Here is an 18,538-nt window from a genome sequence, read left to right on the forward strand (position 1 = left end):
TCAGGACGGCGCGCCGGGCGGGCCCGGCCGGCCGCCGTCCTCATCCTCCGGCCGCGAGGCGGCGGACGCAGGGCTACCGGGCGCAGGGGTACCGGGCACAGGGTGACCTGTCGCCGGGGTGCCTGCCGCCGGGGTGGTGGCGGGCCCGGCCGCGGTGGCGAGCCCGGACTCGGCGGAGGCCCGCGCCAGCACCACGCACCCGATCGCGATCAGCGTCAGCCCCACCACCTCCGGCAGGATCCACCAGCCCGTCCGAATCGTCTCCGCGAACAGCGCAACCCCCAGGCAGGTGCTCAGGATCGCGTCCCCCAGGGTCAGCATCGGCTGCGAAGCGACCAGCGCGCCGGCCTGGAAGGCGTTCTGCAGCAGGAACAGCGAGGCGACGCCCGCGAGAGCCGTCCCGTAGAGCTGCCAGGCCGTCAGCAGCTGGACCACGCCGTCGGCCAGCCGCGCCATGGCGTCCTTCATCAGCGCCGCCGTCAGCGCGTAGCCGCAGGCCGCCGCCAGTCCGAACAGGGCCGCGCGCGGGTTGCCGCGCCGGCGCAGGGCGAGCCCGATCAGCAGCGCCTCCAGCGCCCCGATGGCGATCAGGGCGAACGGCCAGTCCTCGGGCCGAACCGTCCTGCTGCCGGCGCTGGGGGCGGCCGCGCCGAGGCCGAGCGCCAGCCCGACGGTCACACACGCGACCCCCGCCCAGGTGGTGGCCGGTAGCCGGCGACGGAGCAGCACTCCGGCCAGCAACAGGGTGGCGGGCAGTTCGATCACGAAGATCGGCTGGACCAGGGAGATCGGCCCGGTGGACAGCGCCACCGCCTGGCAGATCCCGGCCACCACCACCAGGCAGATCCCGGCCAGCCAGACCTTGCGGCGCAGCAGGCCGGCGACCAGCGAGACCCGCATCGAGGCGGAGTCCGCCATGGTGGAGGCGGCGCGCCGCTGGAACACGGACGCCGTGCCGTTGCTGAGTGCCGTCAGAACGGCGAAGAGCACCGAGACCACGCACCGATTCTCCAGTGGCGAGGCCCGGTCCGCGGGGCGCCACGAGGGAGGCAGGGCCGTCCGGCGGCGGTGGTTCTCGGGGTGCTGCGCCTGATTCGTCATCCGCGTCCCGCCCGGACGGCGGGCGTTGCCCCCTGGGCGGCGGCGCCGCCCCTGTGCATCGTCGCCAGCTGTCCGGCGGCACCGTCCGGAGTACCGGCGGGCTCCTCGCGCCCGCCCCGGGCGCAGTGTCCGGGACCTGACGGGACCGGCATGCGGGGGCGATCGGCGCGCAATAGCCTGGTCCGTGCCGGGTGGCCGCGGTGCCTGCATGGCTGCACGGCTGCACGGCTGCACGGCTGCACGGCTGCAATGGTTGCGCCGCCCCGCCGGCAAGGGCGGGTGGGCGGGCACGCGACACGACGTCCGGACCGCACGCCGGCCCGGCCCCGGCCGGAGCCGTGACCTCAGCCGTGGCCGTGGACGGGCGCATGGAGCGAGGTGCCGATGGGCCGGATGGGCCGGATGTCCGGGGTCTCCGGGTGGTTACGCCGCCGTGATCCGCAGCTGCTGGCGGTCCACCGCGCCCTCCGCGTCACCCTGGCGGCCTGCACCGGCTTCTACGTCTGCCGGTACGGCCTGCACGACCGGACGATGGCGACCTACGCCCTGTTCGGCGTCGTGGCAACCGGCGCCCTCTCCCAGCTCGGGGGCGGCCCCCGGGAGCGCGCCCGCACGTTGCTGCTGGTGGTGCCGGCGGCGTACGTCCTGGTCACCACCGGCACCCTGCTGGCCGTGCACGCCTGGTCGGCTGCGCTCGGCATGCTGGTGATCGGGTTCGCCGTCGCGTACGGGTCGGTGGGCGGACCCCGGCTGGTCGGACTGGCCAACGGGCTGCAGCTCTTCTACATCCTCCCCTGCTTCCCGCCGTACGTGCCGGACACGCTGCTGTCCCGGCTGTCCGGGGTGACGATCGGACTGGTGCTGCTGGCCGCCGCCGAACGTGTGGTCTGGCCGGAGCCGACCCCCGTCCGCTACCGCGAGCGGCTGGCGCGCGCCGTCCCCGTGGTGGCCCGGCTGGCCGACAGCGTGGCCGAGGCCTGCGCGGCGCCGCCGGGAAGGGCAGCAGCCGGGCCCTCCGGCGCCCGCGCCGAGCCCGGGACGCCGGAGCCGCAGGAGCCGCTGGAGCCGCTGGCGGCGAGCCGGAAGGCGGTCGAGGGCCTGCGGCCCCTGCGGGTCCCGGTGCTGGAGCGTCCCGCCTCCGCCGGGGCCGTGGACCGGGCACTCACCCACTGCGCCACGGCCCTGCGCTACACCCGGACGCAGCTGGCCCGCGTGGCGACGCTCGGCCCGACGGCCGGCCCGGCACCCGAGAGCGCGGAGCTGCTGCGGGCCGTCGCCCAGGCGCTGCGCGCGGCCGCGCCTGGCCTCGGTCCCCGGGCCGAGCCGCCGGGCACCGCCCGGCTGGAGGCGGCGATCACGGCGTTCGAGGCCGCCCGCGCGGCGCCGGCCGACGGCCCTGGGCCGTCCTCACCCGAGGCCGCCGAGGCCAGGCTGCGGCTGGGCTGTATCGCCCTGGACGCCGCCGAGGGCGCCCGCTTCCTGCTGCTCGCCGTCCGGGTCAGCCGGCGCGCCCCCATCCCGCCCGACCCGCGGCCCACCGCGCCGTGGCGCAGCCCGTTCTGGTACGCCCACGAGCCGGCTCCGGTGCTGTGGTGGCGCAGGTTCCTGGGCCACTTCACGCCCCGTTCGGTCTACTTCCAGAACGCGCTGCGGATCGCCGTCGCCCTGGCCGCCACCCGGCTGCTCGTCGGCGCGCTCGACCTCGCGCACGGCTTCTGGGCGCTGCTCGCCACCCTGACACTGATGCGCACCTGCGCGGCCGACACCCGGATGACGCTGCGTCCGGCGATCACCGGCACCCTGGTCGGCGCGCTGGCCACGGCGCCGCTGCTGTTCGCGGTCGGTGAGCGCCCTGCCTTCTACGCCGCCGCGCTGCCGGTCGCGATGCTGGTCGCGTTCTCTGCCGGACCGCTGCTGGGAGTGGCATGGGGTCAGGGACTGTTCACCGTGGTGGTCGCGATGATCTTCACCCAGCTGGCGCCCACCAGCTGGCGGCTGGCCGAGACCCGGCTGGTCGACGTCGTGATCGGAGCCACCATGGGTACGCTGGCGGGCCTCCTCGCCTGGCCGCGCGGGGGCGGCAGCGAGCTGCGGCGCTCGGTGGCCGGACTGCTCGCCGACAGTGCGCTCGCGCTCCAGGAGACGGTGGCCGTGGTGGCGGGCACCGCAGCCGGGACGCAGGCACTGCGGCGTACCCAGCACACGCTGTACCTCGCCGAGGCCTCCTACGCCCAGTTCCAGGCGGAGCGGCACGACCCGGTGATGGCCGGCGCCAACTGGCAGGCCGCCCTGCTGGCCTGCCAGCACACCACCAGGGGCGCCGAACTGCTCCTCACCCGCTGCCCGCCCGGCTCGCTGTCGCCCTGGCCCCGGACGGTCGAGCGGCTGGGCCGGGACGCCGTACGGGTGGCCGCCGCGTTCCAGCGGCAGAGCCGCGCGGTACGGCTCCGCGGCCGCCCCGGCCGGGGCGACAAGGGCGACGCGGGTGGTGGACGCGACGGGGGCGACCTGGCCGACCCGGGGCTCGCCGAGGCCAGGGAGGTGCTCCTCGGTGAGCGGACGCTGACGGCCCAGCCGCCGGCCGACCCGCTGCTGCTCAACGCCACCGACCTCAGCGTCTGGCTCAGCGGCCTGCTCGACGACCTCGCCGCCATCGCCGCACCGCCGCCGCAGCCGGCCCCGGCGGGCCGTACCCCCTGACCGGCCGGACCGCTGTCGCGCTGTACCCCGCTCGGGCACTTCTCCGTTCAGGCACCGGCCCCGCGCGTGGGAGCACTCGATCTCGCTCCACCTCCACCTCCACCTCGACCCCTGCCTCTACCTCTACCTCTACCTCTACCTCTACGGAATCGAGGAGTCTCATGAGCCTGAAAAGCGGTCGCGGCGCCTTCCTCCACCTCGTGCTGGACGCCGTCGGCTCCCTCCTGGAGACAGTGCTCCAGGCGCACCCCGCCGTCCCACGACCTGATACCGGGCCCCGGTCCCTCCCCGCCCCCGACGGCGGAGAGGGGCCGGGCCTCGCGCTGTCGGTGACGGAACGACGTAGTGGGTCGTAGCCCGGCACGGGACCGCACCGACGACGCCGCCCCACACGACGCCGCCCCACACGACGCCGCCCCGCACGACACTGCGCCGGACAACTACGCCGGACCAGCGAGGATCACTCTCTGGAGCGATGCGGCCGCGCGGCGGAGGCCACGATACTGACCGCGGTCGCCACAAGGGGCGGCGCCCGAGGGGATCGGAAGGGGAGAGGAGCCGACCGTGCCGACAGAACGTCCGGGGGCCGAGCAGGTACGCCGTCACCGTCTGGTCGACGGCGGGATCGCCGTACTGGTGCAACTGCTGGTGGCGATCCCCTTCGTCGTGCCCGGCGCGGCATCGGATGTCACCTGGCAGGCGTTCGCTCTCACCAGCGTCTGCGCATGGGCACTGCTGTGGCGGCGGCGATGGCCGTTCGCCGTGCTGCTGTTCGTCGCCGTGCTCGGCACCGCCGCCGTGCTCTACCGGCGGCCCGGCCAGCCGTTCCCGTACGCCTCGTTCATCGCGCTCTACACCGTCTTCGCGCTCGGCTCGCGCCGCCAGCGGCTGGTGCTGACAGTCCTGGCCGCGCCGACCGTCCTCGCGGTGGAGGTTCTCAAGCACCATGGCAGCCAGGAGATCGCCTTCTATGTGATGGCGTTCGCGGCGGCGGCCGCCTTCGGCACCGCCGCCAGGGTGCGGCAGGAGTACACCGCGAGTGTGGAGGAGCGGGCGCTCCGGCTGGAGGCCGAGCGCGACCTGGAGGCCGGCCGGGCCCGGGCCGAGGCCGAGCGGGCGGCCGCCGAGGAACGGTCCAGGATCGCCCGGGAGATGCACGACGTGCTGGCGCACGCGGTGGTGCTGATGACGGTCCAGGCCGAGGCCGGGCCGCTGATGATCGATCACGCCCCCGAGCGGGCGAAGGCCGCCTTCGAGGCGATCTCCGACGCCGGCCGGGACGCCACCGTCCAGTTGCAGCGGATACTGTCCGCGCTCGGGGGCGGCGAGGGCCCCGGCCGCTCCGCCCCGCGCAGCCCTCAGCCGACCGTGGCCGACATCCCCGGGCTGGTCGCCGCCGTCCGGCGGACGGGCCTGGCGGTCGGCTACGAGGTGCTCGGCGAGCGGCCGCCCGGCGCCGTCCCGCCGGACGTGCAGATCGCCGCCTTCCGCACCGTGCAGGAGGCCCTCACCAACACCGTCCGGCACGCGCAGGCCAGCTCGGTCGCCGTCCGGCTCGTCTGGACGACCGAGCAGTTGGCCGTGACAGTGACGGACGACGGCTGGCACACGGCCGACGGCGGCGGCCCGAGCGGCCTCGGCGGGCCCGAGGCGGCCGGTGCGAGCGGATCCGGCGGCGGCCTGCCAGGAGTCGGCGGGGCGGGCCGGGGGCGGGGCGGACACGGGCTGGTCGGCCTCCGCGAGCGGGCGGCGGCCTGCGGCGGCAGTGCGCTCGCCGGGCCGCGTTCGGACGGCCGGCCCGGCTTCGAGGTCGCACTGCGGCTGCCACTGCCCGTCATGGAGGGCAGCCGGTGACGATCCGGGTGGTGGTGGCGGACGACCAGGAGCTTGTCCGCAACGGCTTCGCGATGATGCTCGACGTCCAGCCCGACATCGAGGTGGTCGGCGAAGCCGCGGACGGCGCGGAGGCCGTCCGGCTGGCGCGCGACCTGCGACCGGACGTCCTGGTGCTGGACATCCGGATGCCGGTGCTGGATGGCATCGAGGCCGCCCGGCTGCTCGCCGCCGAGGGCGCGGGGTGCCGGATCCTCATGCTGACCACCTTCGACATCGACGAGTACGTGTACGACGCCCTCTACGCGGGCGCGAGCGGCTTCCTGCTCAAGACCGTGCGACGGGACGACTTCGTCCAGGCGGTCCGGGTGGTGGCGGGCGGCGAGGCACTGCTCGCACCCTCGGTGACCAGGCGTCTGATCTCCGACTACACCAGGCGGCTGCCCCGCTCCGAACCTTCCGGTACTGCCGGCCCGGCCGGTGCCCCTGGTCCGGCCGATCCGGGCGACCGGGGTGGGCCGTCGGCCGTGGCGGCCGTGGATGTGCCGGCCGTGGACGTGGACGGCCGGCTGGACGTGCTCACCGCGCGGGAGCGGGAGACGCTGCGCTGCCTGGGCCAGGGCCTGTCCAACACGGAGATCGCCGGCGCGCTCTTCGTCTCCGAACACACCGTCAAGACCCACGTCAGCCGCATCCTCGCCAAGCTCGGCCTGCGTGACCGCGCGCAGGCGGCGATCTGCGCCTACGAGACGGGGCTCGTGGTGCCCGGCTGCGCATGAGCACCTCGGCCGGCCCTGGCCTGCGCATCGCCGGGACGATCCCGGCGAGTCCCTCCCGGGAGTGACGTCCCACTCCACGTCACTCCCCGGAGTGGCCCGACAGTTCACTCCCGGCGGCGATTCGCGCGACCACCCCGACGGCAAATCATGGTGCCGCGGCGGCCACTCCGACCGCCGCGACCACACCATGACCACCAACTCGACGGAGCCGCACCATGCAGCCCACGCCCGCACAGACCGGACCCATCCGGCCCCCACACCGCCGTACCAGCAGCCGTCGCAGCGCGAGCCTCCGGGGGAGGGCAGCCGCCGTCCTCGCGCCGGCGCTGGCAGCCGCGCTCGCCCTGGCGGCTGCGACACCGGGCGACGCGGCCGCGCGCTGCCCGGCCGAGCAGCGCGGCAGCCTGATCTCCGCGGTGCCGCTCACCGAGCTCACCCGGGCGGCCACCGCCGACTACCTGACCCAGCACGGCCTCCCCTCCCCCGTGCCGGCCGTCGGCACCACGACGTACCGGCTCGTCTACCGCACCGTCGACGCCGAGGGCCGGCCCACCACGGCCTCCGGACTGCTCGCGCTGCCGGCCGACGGCCGCCGGCTGCTGCGCGTCGTCGCCTTCGAGCACGGCACCATGACCGCACGCGCCGACGCCCCGTCGGTGGGGCCCGACGCACGCGCCGAGAGCCTGCTCTTCGCCGGCGCCGGGTACGCCACCGTCGCTCCGGACTACCTCGGCCTCGGCGTGGGTCCCGGGCTCCACCCCTACGCGGACGTCCGCTCGGAGACCACCGCCTCGGTGGACATGCTCCGCGCCGCCCGGGCCTTCGCCGCCCGGCAGAGCCGGCAGCTCGACCAGCAGGTCCTGATCACCGGGTTCTCCCAGGGCGGTCCGGCGGCAATGGCCCTGGGCCGCGCGCTGCAGTCGGGCGCCGACCCGTCCTTCCGTCCGGCCGCGCTGGCGCCGATCAGCGGCCCCTACGACGCCCAGCACGCGGAGATGCCCGCCGGGCTGTTCACCAACACGCTGGACCCGAAGCACGCCGCCTACTACTTCGCGTACTGGGTGGTGTCGATGAACCGGCTGCACCACCTCTACGACAACCCGGCCGAGGTCTTCCAACAGCCTTACGCCACCACCGTGGAGAGCCTCTTCGACGGCAACCACAGCAGTGGTGAGGTCCTCGCCGGGATTCCCGACACCCCTCAGCAGTTGCTGACCCCCGCCTTCATCGAGCAGGCCGCCCATCCGAGCGGCGCGCTACTGGGGGCCCTGCGCGCCCAGGACACCACCTGCACCGACTGGGCCCCGCGCGTCCCCGTCCGGCTCTACGCCGCCAGTGGGGACAGCGATGTGACGATCCTCAACGCCCACCACTGCGCCGATGCCCTGCGCTCCCACGGCGTGGACGCGCAGCTGCTGGACGTCGGCGCCCTGGGGCACTCACCGTCCAAGCGTGCCTCGCTGCCCCAGATAGCCGAATGGTTCCGGTCCCTGCTCCCCGCCGGGTGACGGGCCCGCATCCGTCGCCTGCCCGGGCGGGCAACCCCGACAGGTGGTGAGGCCGCGTCCCCGTACGGCAGTTGCCGGCCGGGGGCGCCACGCCGGGCCGCGCCGACCGCCCCACCCCCGGCGGCGCACGTCCCGACAGCGCACGACCCGACGGCGCACGGCCAAGCGGCCCTGTTCAGCCTGCTGGACCGGCTCACCGCCACCCGCGCCCGGGTCATCACCGGCCTGCACGAGACCCTCGTCCAGACGAGCCGGCCGCCGCACTCGTCGGCAGACACCCGCCGGTGCGCGGCCCGGCGGCCGGCTTCGTGTACCGCTGATTCACCGACCGCGCCGCCCGCGCGATCCAGCCGCCCGACGAACACCCGCACCACTCCCGGGTCTTCGTGGCCGACCTCCAGGCGGTCGCCGCCAGCCGCGCTCGTCAGGTGGTCGCGAAGAGGGCGGCCCGGCGGGGGTGAGGGAGGGCGTAGACATCGACCGTCGACCGGTTGGTGGTCACCTGGAGGACAACGCTGCCGTCGAGGGCGGCGGTGGTGAACTCCGGTCGCCCCGGGGCTGATCCGAGGAGGCCGGTGGCTGCTGCGGCTCCGGCCGGGTCCCAGGTGCTCAGCAGCCGGACCCGGATCCACTCCGGCTGCAGCTCCGCCTCCGGCCCCTCGACGCCGAGCAGGAAGTCGCCGTCGGCGGCGAACAGGCCGTTCTCGGCGGCCAGCTGGTGCCAGCGCGCGTTCACCCGCGCGATCAGCTGCGGGCTGCTCCGGGGCACGCTCTCGTGGATCAGGCCGTCCTCGGGACGGGCACCGATGTCCCAGCAGGCCGCCGGGCACGGCAGGACTCCTGCGGCGTCGGCGGGTAGAGCGGGCTCGGCGCGTACAGCGGGGTCGGCGGCGTCACCGGCATCGACGGCGTCGACGGCAGGCCCCTGGAGCACACCTATGCCACCGCGCGCCAGGAGCTCCGTCACCCGCTCGTGGTGGCGACGCCGGCGCTCGGCGCGGCGGGCGTCCGCGAGGGCAAGCAGGGCCACCAGCAGCCGGAACGCCTGGGCGAGTTCGCTCTCCGGCAGGTCCGCGATCCGTCGAAGCCGGCCGCCGAGCCCGCCGTCGGCCGGCCGGGTGAGCAGGACGGCCGGGGTCTGGTCGGGCCGCAGTCCTGCGCGGGCGATGCCGTCGGCGGCGTCCTCGTCGGTGGTGCCGGCTCGGAGGCACTCGTCGGCCAGCTCGCGGAGCCTCAACCGCCCGGACTCGGGCTCCAGCGCGAGGAATTCTTCGACGCGCTCGTGCATCGGGAGCGGGCTCCGGACGGGGCCGGCCGACACCGGTGGGATTTGCATCGGTTCACTGCCTTTGCGGTAGATGTCGCTTCCTGGAATGTACGCCCAGGCCTGCCCCGGACCTTCAGCTGGTCCCCCGACTTCGTACAGCCTGCTCCCAGCTGACGCCGCACCGGATACCGCCGCGCGGCACCGCTCTCGCGCCCCGGCCTGGCATCGGCGCAGGTCGGCCGACTGCCGCGCGCCGGGGCGCGTACCAGGGCGGCATGATCGAAGCCGTCGGCACGCGCAGGCATGGCCGTCCGGCGCCGGGGGTAGAGCTCGCCCGACTCTCGATGATCCGATGAGCAGTACAGATGACTGCGGGAAGGAGGGGGTGACGACGGAGAGGACGGGACGAAGGGAGAGACCGTGTTCCCACTCGATCCACCTTCTCCTCAGCTCAACTGACCACCAATCATCTCGGAGAGGCGAGCCATGACCAGACCCGTCAGCAGCGCCACGACGTGCACCGTGATACCGGGGACCCACTTACCGCTCCCGGCCCGCCGGGATCCCCTGGCCCAGGCGATCGAACAGCACACCCGCGACCGGGCAGTGAACTCCCGGTTGGTTCGCGGTGACGTCGCGGCAAAGCCACCGGCCCGCGACCCTCGCGCAAAGTCCCTGACCGGCGGCTACAGCCACAGTTCCCCACCCGCGCCGGAGCCGACCGCCGACCGGGCCGCCACCGGGCGCGCCGCGCGGCCCCGTCCCCTTGGCTTCGGTACGGAGCAGCGCCGGCCAGCCGTCGCCGCCCCCGCCGCCCCCGCAGCCACGGCAGCACCGGCGGCCCCGGCGGCTACAGCCACAGACCCGTCGCCCCGGCTCCGCCGGCGCTTCGCGCGCCCATAGCGGACCTTCGACGCCCAGCGCCCGCGCCCACCGGGTGACCGCGCGGACGACCGACGCGACGGAACCCGGCTCCACGACCGACCCAGCGGTACACGGGGCGAGGAACGGCCGGCGCAGCAGCCGGACACCGAACACCAGACGCGACCCAGGAGTACGCGATGACCCATGCCGAAACACACGCCGAAACGCACGCCGTGGTACTGGGCGCCGGCTTCGCCGGGCTGGTCACGGCCCGGGTGCTGGCCGATCACTTCACCGCCGTGACGATCGTCGAGCGGGACGACTGGGCGGGCGTCGGCCCCCGCCGGGGAGTGCCGCAGGGGCGCCATGCGCACGCGTTCCTCGCCAAGGGCTACGAGATCCTGGAGACCCTCTACCCCGGGGTTACCGAGGAGCTCTTCCAGGACGGCGCCCGCCACGTCGACTTCCTCGCCGACGTCCGCTTCGGCTTCCACGGACACGTGCTCACCCAGGTGCCCACCGGGCTGCAGGCGCTGCTGGCCAGCCGGCCGTTCTTCGAGGGCCACCTGCGTCGGCGCACCCTGGCCCTGCCCAACGTCCGGCTGCTCGGCGACCACGAGGTCACCGGGGTCACCACCGAGCGGCGCGCCGTCACCGGCGTCAGAATCTGCCCCCGGGGCCGCGACCGGGAACGGACCCTGGCGGCCGACCTGGTCGTCGACTGCCTCGGGCGCAGCGGTCGCAGCACGGCCTGGTTGGACGAACTTGGCTTCGCCCGCCCCCGGGAGGAGCGCACCCGGGTCGATCTGACGTACGCGAGCAGGCATCTTCGGCTCTCCGGGACCGCGCCCTCGGGTGACCGCATCGTCGTGGTGGGCGCGCAGCCGGGCCGGCCGACCGGGCTGGCGCTCTCCGAGCAGGAGCGCGGCCAGTGGGTGCTGTCCCTGTACGGCTACGGCACGCATGCTCCGCCGGCCGACCCCGAGGGGTTCCTGGAGTTCGCGCGGCGCCTGGCGCCGCCGGACGTCTGGGCGGTGATCCGGGACGCCGAACCGCTCGACGACGTCGCGGTGTACCGCTTCGCGCACTGCACCCGACGGCGCTACGACCGGCTGGCGGACCTCCCCGCGGGTATGGTCGCGGTCGGGGATTCCCAGTGCAGCCTCAACCCGGTGTACGGGGCCGGGATGACCTCCGCCGCCCTCCAGGCCCTGGCGCTCGGGCGGTGCCTGCGGGGGATGACGCCCGCGATGCGGGCCGGCAAGGAGCTCCCGAAGCACTACTACCGGGCGTCCGCACGGCTGATCACCCAGCCGTGGTGGTTCTCCGTACTGGGTGACCACCTGTTGCCCGAGGTGCCCGGGAAACGCCTGCCGGGGATGGCGCTGATCAGGCGCCACCTGCTCAGGATGCTCAGCGCCGCCGAGCACGACGGGTATCTGGCCACCGCCGTGATGGAGGCCTTCGGCCTGGTCGCGCCGGCCCACCGGCTGGTGGCACCGAGGGCGTTGATGCACACCTGGCGACCCGGACGCTGATGCGCACCCGGCGGGCCCGGCAGCCGCAGCCGGTGCCGCCCGGTCTACCGTGGGCGGGTGCACACCGTCGAGCTGACCTGCGATCCCACCCTGGAAGCCGCCGTACGCGGGCTCTGGCAGCGGCTGTCCGAGGGCGGCGTACCGAGTCTCGCCCATAACACCCACCCCTCGCACCGCCCGCACCTGACCATGGCGTCCTTCGGCACGATGCCGGCCGGTGCGCCGGCACTGCTCAACGAGCTGCTGGCGGCGGCGCTTCCGCTGCCCGTGCGGCTCACCGGGCTGGTGTCGTACAGCGCGCGGAGCCGGCGGCGGGTGCTGTCCTGGGCGGTGGTGCCGACGGTGGAGCTGATGGTCCTGCACCGTGAGGTGTGGCGGATCCTGTCGGGGGCCGGCGAGCCCAACCCGTTCTACCTGCCGGGCCGCTGGTCGCCACACGTCGGGCTGACCAGGCGGGTGGAGCCGGCGGAGCTGGCCACGGCGCACGAGATCGTCGGCCGGCTGCCGGACGTGTCCGGCCTGTTCGACGCGGCCCGCAGCTACGACAGCGAGTCCCGCACGCTCCTCACGCTCGGCGTACCGGAGTTCGACGGTGTGGGGCTGCGGGTCGCGGAGCGCGGCGAGTAGGCCCGAACCGGTCAGGGAGATGCCGGTGGACCCGGACGGCGCGAAGCGGCGCCGGCACCCGGGTTCGGTGCCCACGCCGCGCCGCGCCGCGCACAACGCCTCACACACCTCGTACGCCTCGTACGTGACGTACGTCGTGTGCGTCGTGCACGTCGCATGCTTCGCGTACCGGGCGTTCCCTGGTGCGGGTCAGCGGTTCGTGTAGACGCTGTCCATGAACTCGATGATCTGCCGGTCGGTCAGGCGGTTGCCCTCGCGGTGGCCCATCGCGAGGTCGGCCTCGCTGATCATGCCGACCAGGCGCTCACCGTCGATCACCGGGATGCGGCGGATCTGGTGCTGCTCCATCTTCTTGAGCACCGCGTCCATGTCGTCGTCGGCCCGCACGCAGTGGAGATGGCCCGCCATGTCCATCGCCTTCATCGAGGCCGGGTCCTTGCCCTCGGCGATACATCGGACCACGATGTCACGGTCCGTGATGATTCCCTTGAGCTTCTCGTCGCTGCCGCAGATGGGCAGCGCTCCGACGCCCATGTCGCGCATCATCCGGGCGGCGTCCGCGAGGGACTGCTCGGCGCGGACGCACTGGGCTCCACCGTGCATGATGTCACGGGCTGTAATCACTGGAATGTCCTCCTCGGGCTGCCCCGCCGGCTCCGACCCTTCCACTTCGGGACGGACAATCCGGGACAGAATGTGACAGTCCGCTCACCATAGACAGAGCGCGGCCGACCCGCGAGACGATCTAGGACACCGCCCGGCCCGAATGCCGGAGTTCGAGCGTGCAGCACTTCGCGCCGCCGCCCGACTTGAGCAACTCGGAGAGATCGACCGGGATCGGCTCGAAGCCCTGGGCCGCGAGCCGGGTGGCCAGCCTCCGGGCGGCGGAGGGGAGCAGCACATGACGGCCGTCCGAGACGGCGTTGAGGCCGAAGACCTCGGCGTCGGCACGCTCGGCCAGGATGGCGCCGGGGAAGAGCGCGCGCAGCGCGGCCCGACTCTCCGGGGAGAACGCCCCCGGGTAGTACATGACCTGGTCGTCGTCAAGGACGGCGAGCGCGGTGTCGAGGTGGTAGAAGCGCGGGTCGACGAGGGTGAGGCTGACCACCGGGACGCCGAACAGGGCGCGGGCCTCGGCGTGCGAGGCCCGCTCGGTACGGAAGCCCGTACCGGCCAGCACCACCCCGCCGGCCACCAGGTGGTCACCCTCCCCCTCGTTGACGTGGTCGGCCTGGCGGACCTCGCGGAAGCCGCGGGTACGGAACCAGCGCTGGTACGCGTCGGATTCGGGGACCCGCTGGGAGTGCCGGAAGTTCGCGACCAGGACGCGCCCGTCCAGGACGGTGGCGCCGTTGGCGGCGAACACCATGTCGGGCAGGCCGGGCACCGGTTCGATCAGCTCGACGGTGTGGCCGAGGCTGACGTAGGTCGCGTACAGGCGCTCCCACTGGCGGATCGCGAGCGGGGTGTCGGTGGGGGTGGCTGGGTCCATCCACGGATTGATGGCGTAGTCGACGGTGAAGTGCGTCGGACGGCACATCAGGTAGCGCCTGGGCCGGGCGGTGCGCGCCGGAGCGTGGGGCGGCATGCGGTGTCTCCTCCGTCTGTGTACATGACATCCAGGCGGCTTCCCGCTCGGGCCCCGCGCCACACCTCCGGCGGCCGGGGCCTGCGCCACACTTCCCGCCGGCCTGCGCCTGCCGTGCCGGCATCCTGCGCCCGGCCGGCCCCCGGACCCCGGGTGCCACGACCCGGCCACGGAGCTGCCACCGGGCTGCCATCGCTCCCCCCAGCACTCCCCCACCCGACCGGCACGGCGGTGCGAACCGGGGCCGTGCACGGTAGCCTCCGGCTGTGGCGACGATCAACGAGATCGACCGGGCATTGTTCGACCGCGTGGCGCTGGCACGGCTGCGCGGCACCCAGTCCTGGCTGCCCGGCCTCAGCAGATCGGCCAACCACGGGATGCTCTGGTTCGGGTCGGCGGCCCTCTTGGCGGCGGTGGGCGGCCGGTCCGGGCGGCGCGCGGCACTGCGGGGCATCGGCTCCCTGGCGATCGCCTCCGCCACCGCCAACATCGCCGCCAAGCGGCTGACCCGGCGCCCCCGCCCGGCACTCACGCACGTCCCGCTGGTCCGTCAGCTCCTCAGGCAGCCCTTCACCACGTCCTTCCCCTCCGGCCACTCGGCCTCCGCCGCCGCCTTCGCCACCGGTGTGGCACTGGAATCCCCGCTGCTGGGAGCGCTCGTGGCACCGGTGGCCGGGGCGGTGGCGGCCTCCCGGGTGTACGTCGGCGCGCACTACCCGGGCGACGTCGTGGCCGGGATCGCCCTGGGCGCCGGCGCGGCCGCGCTGACGCTGCGCTGGTGGCCCAGGACCGCCGACCGCCCGGTGCCGGCCGCCCCGCCGCCGGCGGACGTCCCCGCCCTGCCCGAGGGCGCGGGCCTGTCCGTCGTGGTCAACCGTTCGTCCGGGTCGGGCGCACTCGACCTCTCCGGCGCCGCGAGCCCCGACGAGCAGCTGCGCCGTCTCCTTCCGAAGGCCGACATCCGGCTCTGCGAGGAGGGCGAGGACCTGGCCGGGCTGCTGGAGTCGGCCGCCGACCGCGCCGAGGCGGAGGGCGGTGCGCTCGGGGTCTGCGGGGGCGACGGCACCGTCAACCTGGCCGCCGAGATCGCCGCCCGGCGCGGCCTGCCGCTGGCGGTCTTCCCCGGCGGGACGCTCAACCACTTCGCGGTCGACCTGGGGATCAGCTCGGCGGACGCTACCGCGGACGCGGTCGAGGCGGGCAGCGGCTGCGCGGTCGACCTGGGGCTGGCCGCGCACGGCTCCGGCCGCGAGGTCTTCGTCAACACCTTCAGCATCGGCGTGTACCCCGAGCTGGTCCGGATGCGGGAGCGGCTGGAGGGGCGGACCGGCAAGTGGCCGGCGCTCGCCGCAGCCGTGGTGCAGGTGCTGGCCGCCGCGGAGCCCGTCGAGCTGGAGGTCTCCGGCACACCTCGGCGACTGTGGCTGCTCTTCGCCGGCAACGGCTCGTACGACCCGCCCGGCTTCGCCCCCACCCACCGCACCGCGCTCGCCGACGGGCTGCTGGACGTCCGCGCCGTCGACGGCAGCGCGCCCTTCGCACGCACCCGGCTGACGGGGGCCTTCCTCTCCGGCACCCTCGCCCGCTCCCGCGTCTACCGGGCGGCGCGGCTCACCGCCCTGGAGGTGACCTCGCTCGGCAGCGCGCGGCAGATCGCCGTCGACGGCGAGGCCGTACCCGCCACCGGCAGCCTGCGCCTGGCCAAGGCCAGGGCGGGCCTGACGGTCTACCGGCCCCGGCATCCCGATGCCCCCTGAACCACGGCCCCGGCCGCGCCGCGCCGACCAAGCGCGGCGCCGGGCCGGTGCCGCGCCCGGCCGCCGGCCCGATCGGCGGCCGACCGTGAACCCGCGGCAGTCCGCCGGCCAGGGCCCCGACCCGGACCGGACCGGACCGCCCGCGACGAGACTCCCGAGGAACGCGCCGACCGCAGGTGGAACGAGACCCTCCAGGAGGTTCGGGTCGCGCAGACCGGCGCGCAGATCCTCTTCGGATTCCTGCTGAGCGTCGCCTTCACCCCCCGCTTCGCCGCGCTGGCCCACCTTCGACCAGTCCCGGTACGTGATCACGGTCGTCCTCGGCGCGCTCGCCACCGGTACCTTGATCGCCCCGGTCTCCTACCACCGGCTGCTCGCCGGCCGCCGGCTCAAGGCCCAGCTGGTCGACGCCGCCGGACGGCTGGTCTCGGTCGGGGTGACGCTGCTCGCCCTCACGGTGAGCTGCTCCCTGCTGCTCCTGCTCCGGGTGGCCACCGGATCCGGCCTCGCCTGGGCCCTCACCGGTGCGGTGATGCTCTGGTTCGCGACGTGCTGGCTGCTGATGCCCGTCCTGCTGCTGCACAGGCGCACCCGGGACCGCGGTCGCTCAGGCCGCCCGTGCACTCACCGGCGGCGGGCTGGCGCGGCGCGGGCAGGTCGGCACGAGGGAGGCGGGAAGGCAGCGCAGAGGTGGGAAGGCGGAAGGTCACCAGCGGACGGCGGAGAAGTCGATCGGCTGCGGTCGCAGGCCCTGGGCGCGGGCCGTGAGCCCCTTCAGGCGCCGTGCCATCTCCTCGGCCGGCAGGCGCCTGCGGTCCCCGTGGCCGGGCAGCAGCCACTCGAAGCGCAGCCGGTCCACCGTCCGGGCGAGCGAGGTGGCCAGCTCCTCGATGGAGTACCAGGTGACGCTCTCCACCACCTCGATGTCCTCGGTGGCACGCGACCAGTAGAGGCTGTCGCCGCTGAAGCAGTACCGCTCGTCGGCCACGAACAGCACACTGCCCCTGGTGTGTCCGGGGAACGGGTACGCGATCACGCCCTCCGCGACCTTCACCGGCTCGATCCCGCTCAGCACCCGGTCCGCGCCGGGGGCGGCCTCCCGGTCGCCCTCGTGGATCCAGAGCCGGGCACCGAAGCGGTCGGCGTAGCGCCGGCCGTGCGCCGCGTGGTCCCGGTGGGTGAGCAGGACGTCGGTGACGGGGCCCAGCGCCTCGTACCGGTCGGCGAGTTCGGCGCTCCAGCGCGGGGTGTCCACCAGCAGGTTCCCGGAACCGCGGCGCAGCAGGTAGGAGTTGGCGCCCGCGGTCTGCCGGGAGTTGTGCCCGCAGAGGTAGAGGCCCTCGTCCAGGGGCAGCGGGAACGGATCCAGCGCCGGGTCCAGCCGCCGGCCGGGAGGGCGGATCGAGCGGGTCGGGCAGGCGTAGGCGGCGGCGTGCAGCTGCCGGGTCTCGGCCTCGTCGCGCGGCTGGCGGACGACCTCGGAGCGGCCGCCGATCTCGTGGATCAGCTCCGGGGCGAGCTGGCGGGCGACGTCGCAGTTGGTGCAGCGGCCGTCCACGTACCAGCCCCCGGGCGGCGCGGCCTCGTCGGCGGGTACACCGCCGGCGGCGGGCGCCCGGACGGCACGGCCGGCTGCGACGGCGCCTGCGCCTGTGTCTGCGCCTGTGTCTGCGTCTGCGTCTGCGTCTGCGGGCAGGGATGCTTCGTCGTTCATGGCTGCGCCCCCTCGCGGTGCGGCCGGCGGTCGGCCGCACCCCTCCATGGTCGACGCGTCGGGCACGAAGTAGGAAGGGGCCCCGCCCCTTGCCGTTCGCGCGGGATGCTGCTCCGCGGCGTGCCCTGACCCCCACTCACCACCGGTACCACCGCCGCCTTCTGGCGCCGCGCCCCCGCCTCCTGGCGACCCGGCCGCGGCGAGTGGCCAAGCTCACGCCCCCGGACGGGCCACCTACGGTCGCGTAGGTCACTTCATGCAGTGAACTATCTACCTCATGCCCGACCACCAGGAGATCCTTGACCTCAGTTCGTACGCCGCCCTCGGGGACAGCTTCACCGAGGGCCTCAACGACCCCGGACCGGACGGGGCCTTCGCCGGCTGGGCGGACCGGCTGGCGGGGATACTCGCCGAGCGACGCCCGCCCGGTGACTTCCGGTACGCCAACCTGGCGGTGAGAGGCCGGCTGCTCGACCAGGTCACCGCCGAACAGGTGCCGCAGGTCCGGCGGATCCAGCCGGACCTGGCGACCTTCTGCGCCGGCGGCAACGACATCCTGCGCCCCGGCAGTGACCCCGACGAGGTCGCCGAGCGCTTCGAGGCCGCCGTCCTGGAGCTGCGCGAGTACGCGGGGACGGTACTGATCTGCACCGGGTTCGACACCCGCGGCGTGCCGGTCCTGCGCCACCTGCGCGGCAAGATCGCCACCTTCAACGGCCACCTGCGGGCGATCGCCGACCGTAACGGCTGCGCGGTCGCGGACCTCTGGTCACTGCGGGCGGTGCACGACCGCCGGGCCTGGAGCGAGGACCGGCTGCACCTCTCCCCCGAGGGTCACCAGCGGGTCGCGCTGCTCGCCGCCCGCTCGCTGGGCCTGCCGGTGGCCGAGGAGCCGGACGCGCCGTGGCCGGCCCGGCACACGCCCAGCACCGCCGAGCAGCGCCGCGAGAACATCCAGTGGGCGCGCAGCTACCTGCTGCCCTGGGTCGGGCGGCGGCTGCGTGGCGAGTCCTCGGGCGACAACGTCGAGGCCAAGCGCCCCGAACTGCTCCCGCTCTAGCGACTGCCCCGCCGTCCCGGACGGCGGGGCAGTGCGGTTTCGAGGGCAGCTCCGGTGGTCCGGGAGCTGTTCGTCGGGGGGTGATGTGGCGGGGGCCACGTTCGGGAGTGGGGTTCGGTGGCGGGGCGGGCTCGGGTGGTGACCGTGTGTCGACGGTGTGGGCGGGCTCACAGCACTTCCGGTGTGAGCCACGCCATCGAAT

At 74.6% G+C, this 18,538-nt stretch carries 14 protein-coding genes and 2 pseudogenes; 11 read left to right on the forward strand and 5 right to left on the reverse strand.

The features are described from left to right. The gene (locus ACIBH3_RS33200; protein WP_396315828.1) at positions 1–999 is read right to left on the reverse strand and encodes a DMT family transporter; all 999 of its coding nucleotides are present in this window, start codon (positions 997–999) and stop codon (positions 1–3) included. Between the two features lie 486 nt (positions 1,000–1,485). On the opposite strand from ACIBH3_RS33200, the gene ACIBH3_RS33205 reads away from it, so the two are divergent. The 5 genes and pseudogenes from ACIBH3_RS33205 to ACIBH3_RS33225 all read left to right on the forward strand — a co-directional run. After that, positions 1,486–3,801 carry an FUSC family protein gene (locus ACIBH3_RS33205; protein WP_396315829.1) on the forward strand — a complete coding sequence of 772 codons (2,316 nt, stop codon included), beginning with the start codon at positions 1,486–1,488 and terminating at the stop codon, positions 3,799–3,801. A gap of 564 nt (positions 3,802–4,365) precedes the next feature. Beyond that, a complete protein-coding gene (locus ACIBH3_RS33210) occupies positions 4,366–5,655 on the forward strand; it encodes a sensor histidine kinase (RefSeq protein ID WP_396315830.1) in 1,290 nt (429 codons plus the stop codon). Beyond that, on the forward strand, positions 5,652–6,413 hold the full coding sequence (locus tag ACIBH3_RS33215; protein WP_396315831.1) for a response regulator: 762 nt from the start codon (positions 5,652–5,654) through the stop codon (positions 6,411–6,413). The genes ACIBH3_RS33210 and ACIBH3_RS33215 overlap by 4 nt, the downstream gene beginning before the upstream one ends. A gap of 215 nt (positions 6,414–6,628) precedes the next feature. Then, the gene (locus tag ACIBH3_RS33220; protein ID WP_396315832.1) at positions 6,629–7,921 is read left to right on the forward strand and encodes an alpha/beta hydrolase family protein; all 1,293 of its coding nucleotides are present in this window, start codon (positions 6,629–6,631) and stop codon (positions 7,919–7,921) included. Between the two features lie 132 nt (positions 7,922–8,053). Then, positions 8,054–8,346: pseudogene (locus ACIBH3_RS33225) on the forward strand (transcriptional regulator); the annotation flags it as partial. Here ACIBH3_RS33225 and ACIBH3_RS33230 read toward each other — a convergent pair. Beyond that, positions 8,346–9,209 carry a DUF5958 family protein gene (locus tag ACIBH3_RS33230; RefSeq protein WP_396315833.1) on the reverse strand — a complete coding sequence of 288 codons (864 nt, stop codon included), beginning with the start codon at positions 9,207–9,209 and terminating at the stop codon, positions 8,346–8,348. The pseudogene ACIBH3_RS33225 and the gene ACIBH3_RS33230 sit on opposite strands and share 1 nt — an antisense overlap. Before the next feature lie 1,040 nt (positions 9,210–10,249). Between ACIBH3_RS33230 and ACIBH3_RS33235 the strand changes: the two genes are divergently transcribed. The 3 genes from ACIBH3_RS33235 to ACIBH3_RS33245 are packed head-to-tail and all read left to right on the forward strand — an operon-like array spanning position 10,250 to position 12,422. Continuing rightward, positions 10,250–11,590, forward strand: a complete 1,341-nt coding sequence (locus tag ACIBH3_RS33235) for an FAD-dependent oxidoreductase (protein WP_396315834.1) — start codon at positions 10,250–10,252, stop codon at positions 11,588–11,590. 57 nt (positions 11,591–11,647) lie between these two features. Continuing rightward, entirely contained in the window at positions 11,648–12,217 is a 570-nt protein-coding gene (locus ACIBH3_RS33240) for a 2'-5' RNA ligase family protein (protein ID WP_396315835.1), read from the forward strand. 25 nt (positions 12,218–12,242) lie between these two features. Further along, positions 12,243–12,422: a hypothetical protein gene (locus tag ACIBH3_RS33245; RefSeq protein WP_396315836.1), complete on the forward strand. Its 180-nt coding sequence runs from the start codon at positions 12,243–12,245 to the stop codon at positions 12,420–12,422. Here ACIBH3_RS33245 and ACIBH3_RS33250 read toward each other — a convergent pair. Further along, complete coding sequence (locus ACIBH3_RS33250; protein WP_396315842.1) at positions 12,407–12,820, reverse strand: CBS domain-containing protein; 414 nt, start codon at positions 12,818–12,820, stop codon at positions 12,407–12,409. The genes ACIBH3_RS33245 and ACIBH3_RS33250 overlap by 16 nt on opposite strands. Positions 12,821–12,962: 142 nt before the next feature. Then, complete coding sequence (gene ddaH, locus ACIBH3_RS33255) at positions 12,963–13,805, reverse strand: dimethylargininase (RefSeq protein ID WP_396315837.1); 843 nt, start codon at positions 13,803–13,805, stop codon at positions 12,963–12,965. 266 nt (positions 13,806–14,071) lie between these two features. Here ddaH and ACIBH3_RS33260 point away from each other — a divergent pair, with 266 nt between their 5' ends. Then, complete coding sequence (locus ACIBH3_RS33260) at positions 14,072–15,562, forward strand: bifunctional phosphatase PAP2/diacylglycerol kinase family protein (RefSeq protein WP_396315838.1); 1,491 nt, start codon at positions 14,072–14,074, stop codon at positions 15,560–15,562. Positions 15,563–15,694: 132 nt separating this feature from the next. After that, positions 15,695–16,166 (forward strand): annotated as a pseudogene (locus ACIBH3_RS33265) (DUF6328 family protein); the annotation flags it as partial. A gap of 102 nt (positions 16,167–16,268) precedes the next feature. Here ACIBH3_RS33265 and ACIBH3_RS33270 read toward each other — a convergent pair. After that, entirely contained in the window at positions 16,269–17,276 is a 1,008-nt protein-coding gene (locus ACIBH3_RS33270; protein ID WP_396315839.1) for an MBL fold metallo-hydrolase, read from the reverse strand. Between the two features lie 277 nt (positions 17,277–17,553). Here ACIBH3_RS33270 and ACIBH3_RS33275 point away from each other — a divergent pair, with 277 nt between their 5' ends. Then, entirely contained in the window at positions 17,554–18,336 is a 783-nt protein-coding gene (locus ACIBH3_RS33275; RefSeq protein ID WP_396315840.1) for an SGNH/GDSL hydrolase family protein, read from the forward strand. The last annotated feature ends 202 nt before the right edge of the window (positions 18,337–18,538 follow it).

Origin of the sequence: Kitasatospora sp. NPDC050543, assembly GCF_044457565.1 — a bacterium.
Lineage (GTDB): Bacteria > Actinomycetota > Actinomycetes > Streptomycetales > Streptomycetaceae > Kitasatospora.

What these genes read in the sequence shown, in the direction of transcription:
- ACIBH3_RS33205 (WP_396315829.1), top strand. Translation starts at nt 1,486, where the DNA reads ATGGGCCGGATGGGCCGGATGTCCGGGGTCTCCGGGTGGTTACGCCGC.
- ACIBH3_RS33220 (WP_396315832.1), top strand. Translation starts at nt 6,629, where the DNA reads ATGCAGCCCACGCCCGCACAGACCGGACCCATCCGGCCCCCACACCGC.
- ACIBH3_RS33230 (WP_396315833.1), bottom strand. Translation starts at nt 9,209, where the DNA reads ATGCACGAGCGCGTCGAAGAATTCCTCGCGCTGGAGCCCGAGTCCGGG.
- ACIBH3_RS33235 (WP_396315834.1), top strand. Translation starts at nt 10,250, where the DNA reads ATGACCCATGCCGAAACACACGCCGAAACGCACGCCGTGGTACTGGGC.
- ACIBH3_RS33250 (WP_396315842.1), bottom strand. Translation starts at nt 12,820, where the DNA reads ATGCACGGTGGAGCCCAGTGCGTCCGCGCCGAGCAGTCCCTCGCGGAC.
- ddaH (WP_396315837.1), bottom strand. Translation starts at nt 13,805, where the DNA reads ATGCCGCCCCACGCTCCGGCGCGCACCGCCCGGCCCAGGCGCTACCTG.
- ACIBH3_RS33270 (WP_396315839.1), bottom strand. Translation starts at nt 17,276, where the DNA reads ATGAACGACGAAGCATCCCTGCCCGCAGACGCAGACGCAGACGCAGAC.
- ACIBH3_RS33275 (WP_396315840.1), top strand. Translation starts at nt 17,554, where the DNA reads ATGCCCGACCACCAGGAGATCCTTGACCTCAGTTCGTACGCCGCCCTC.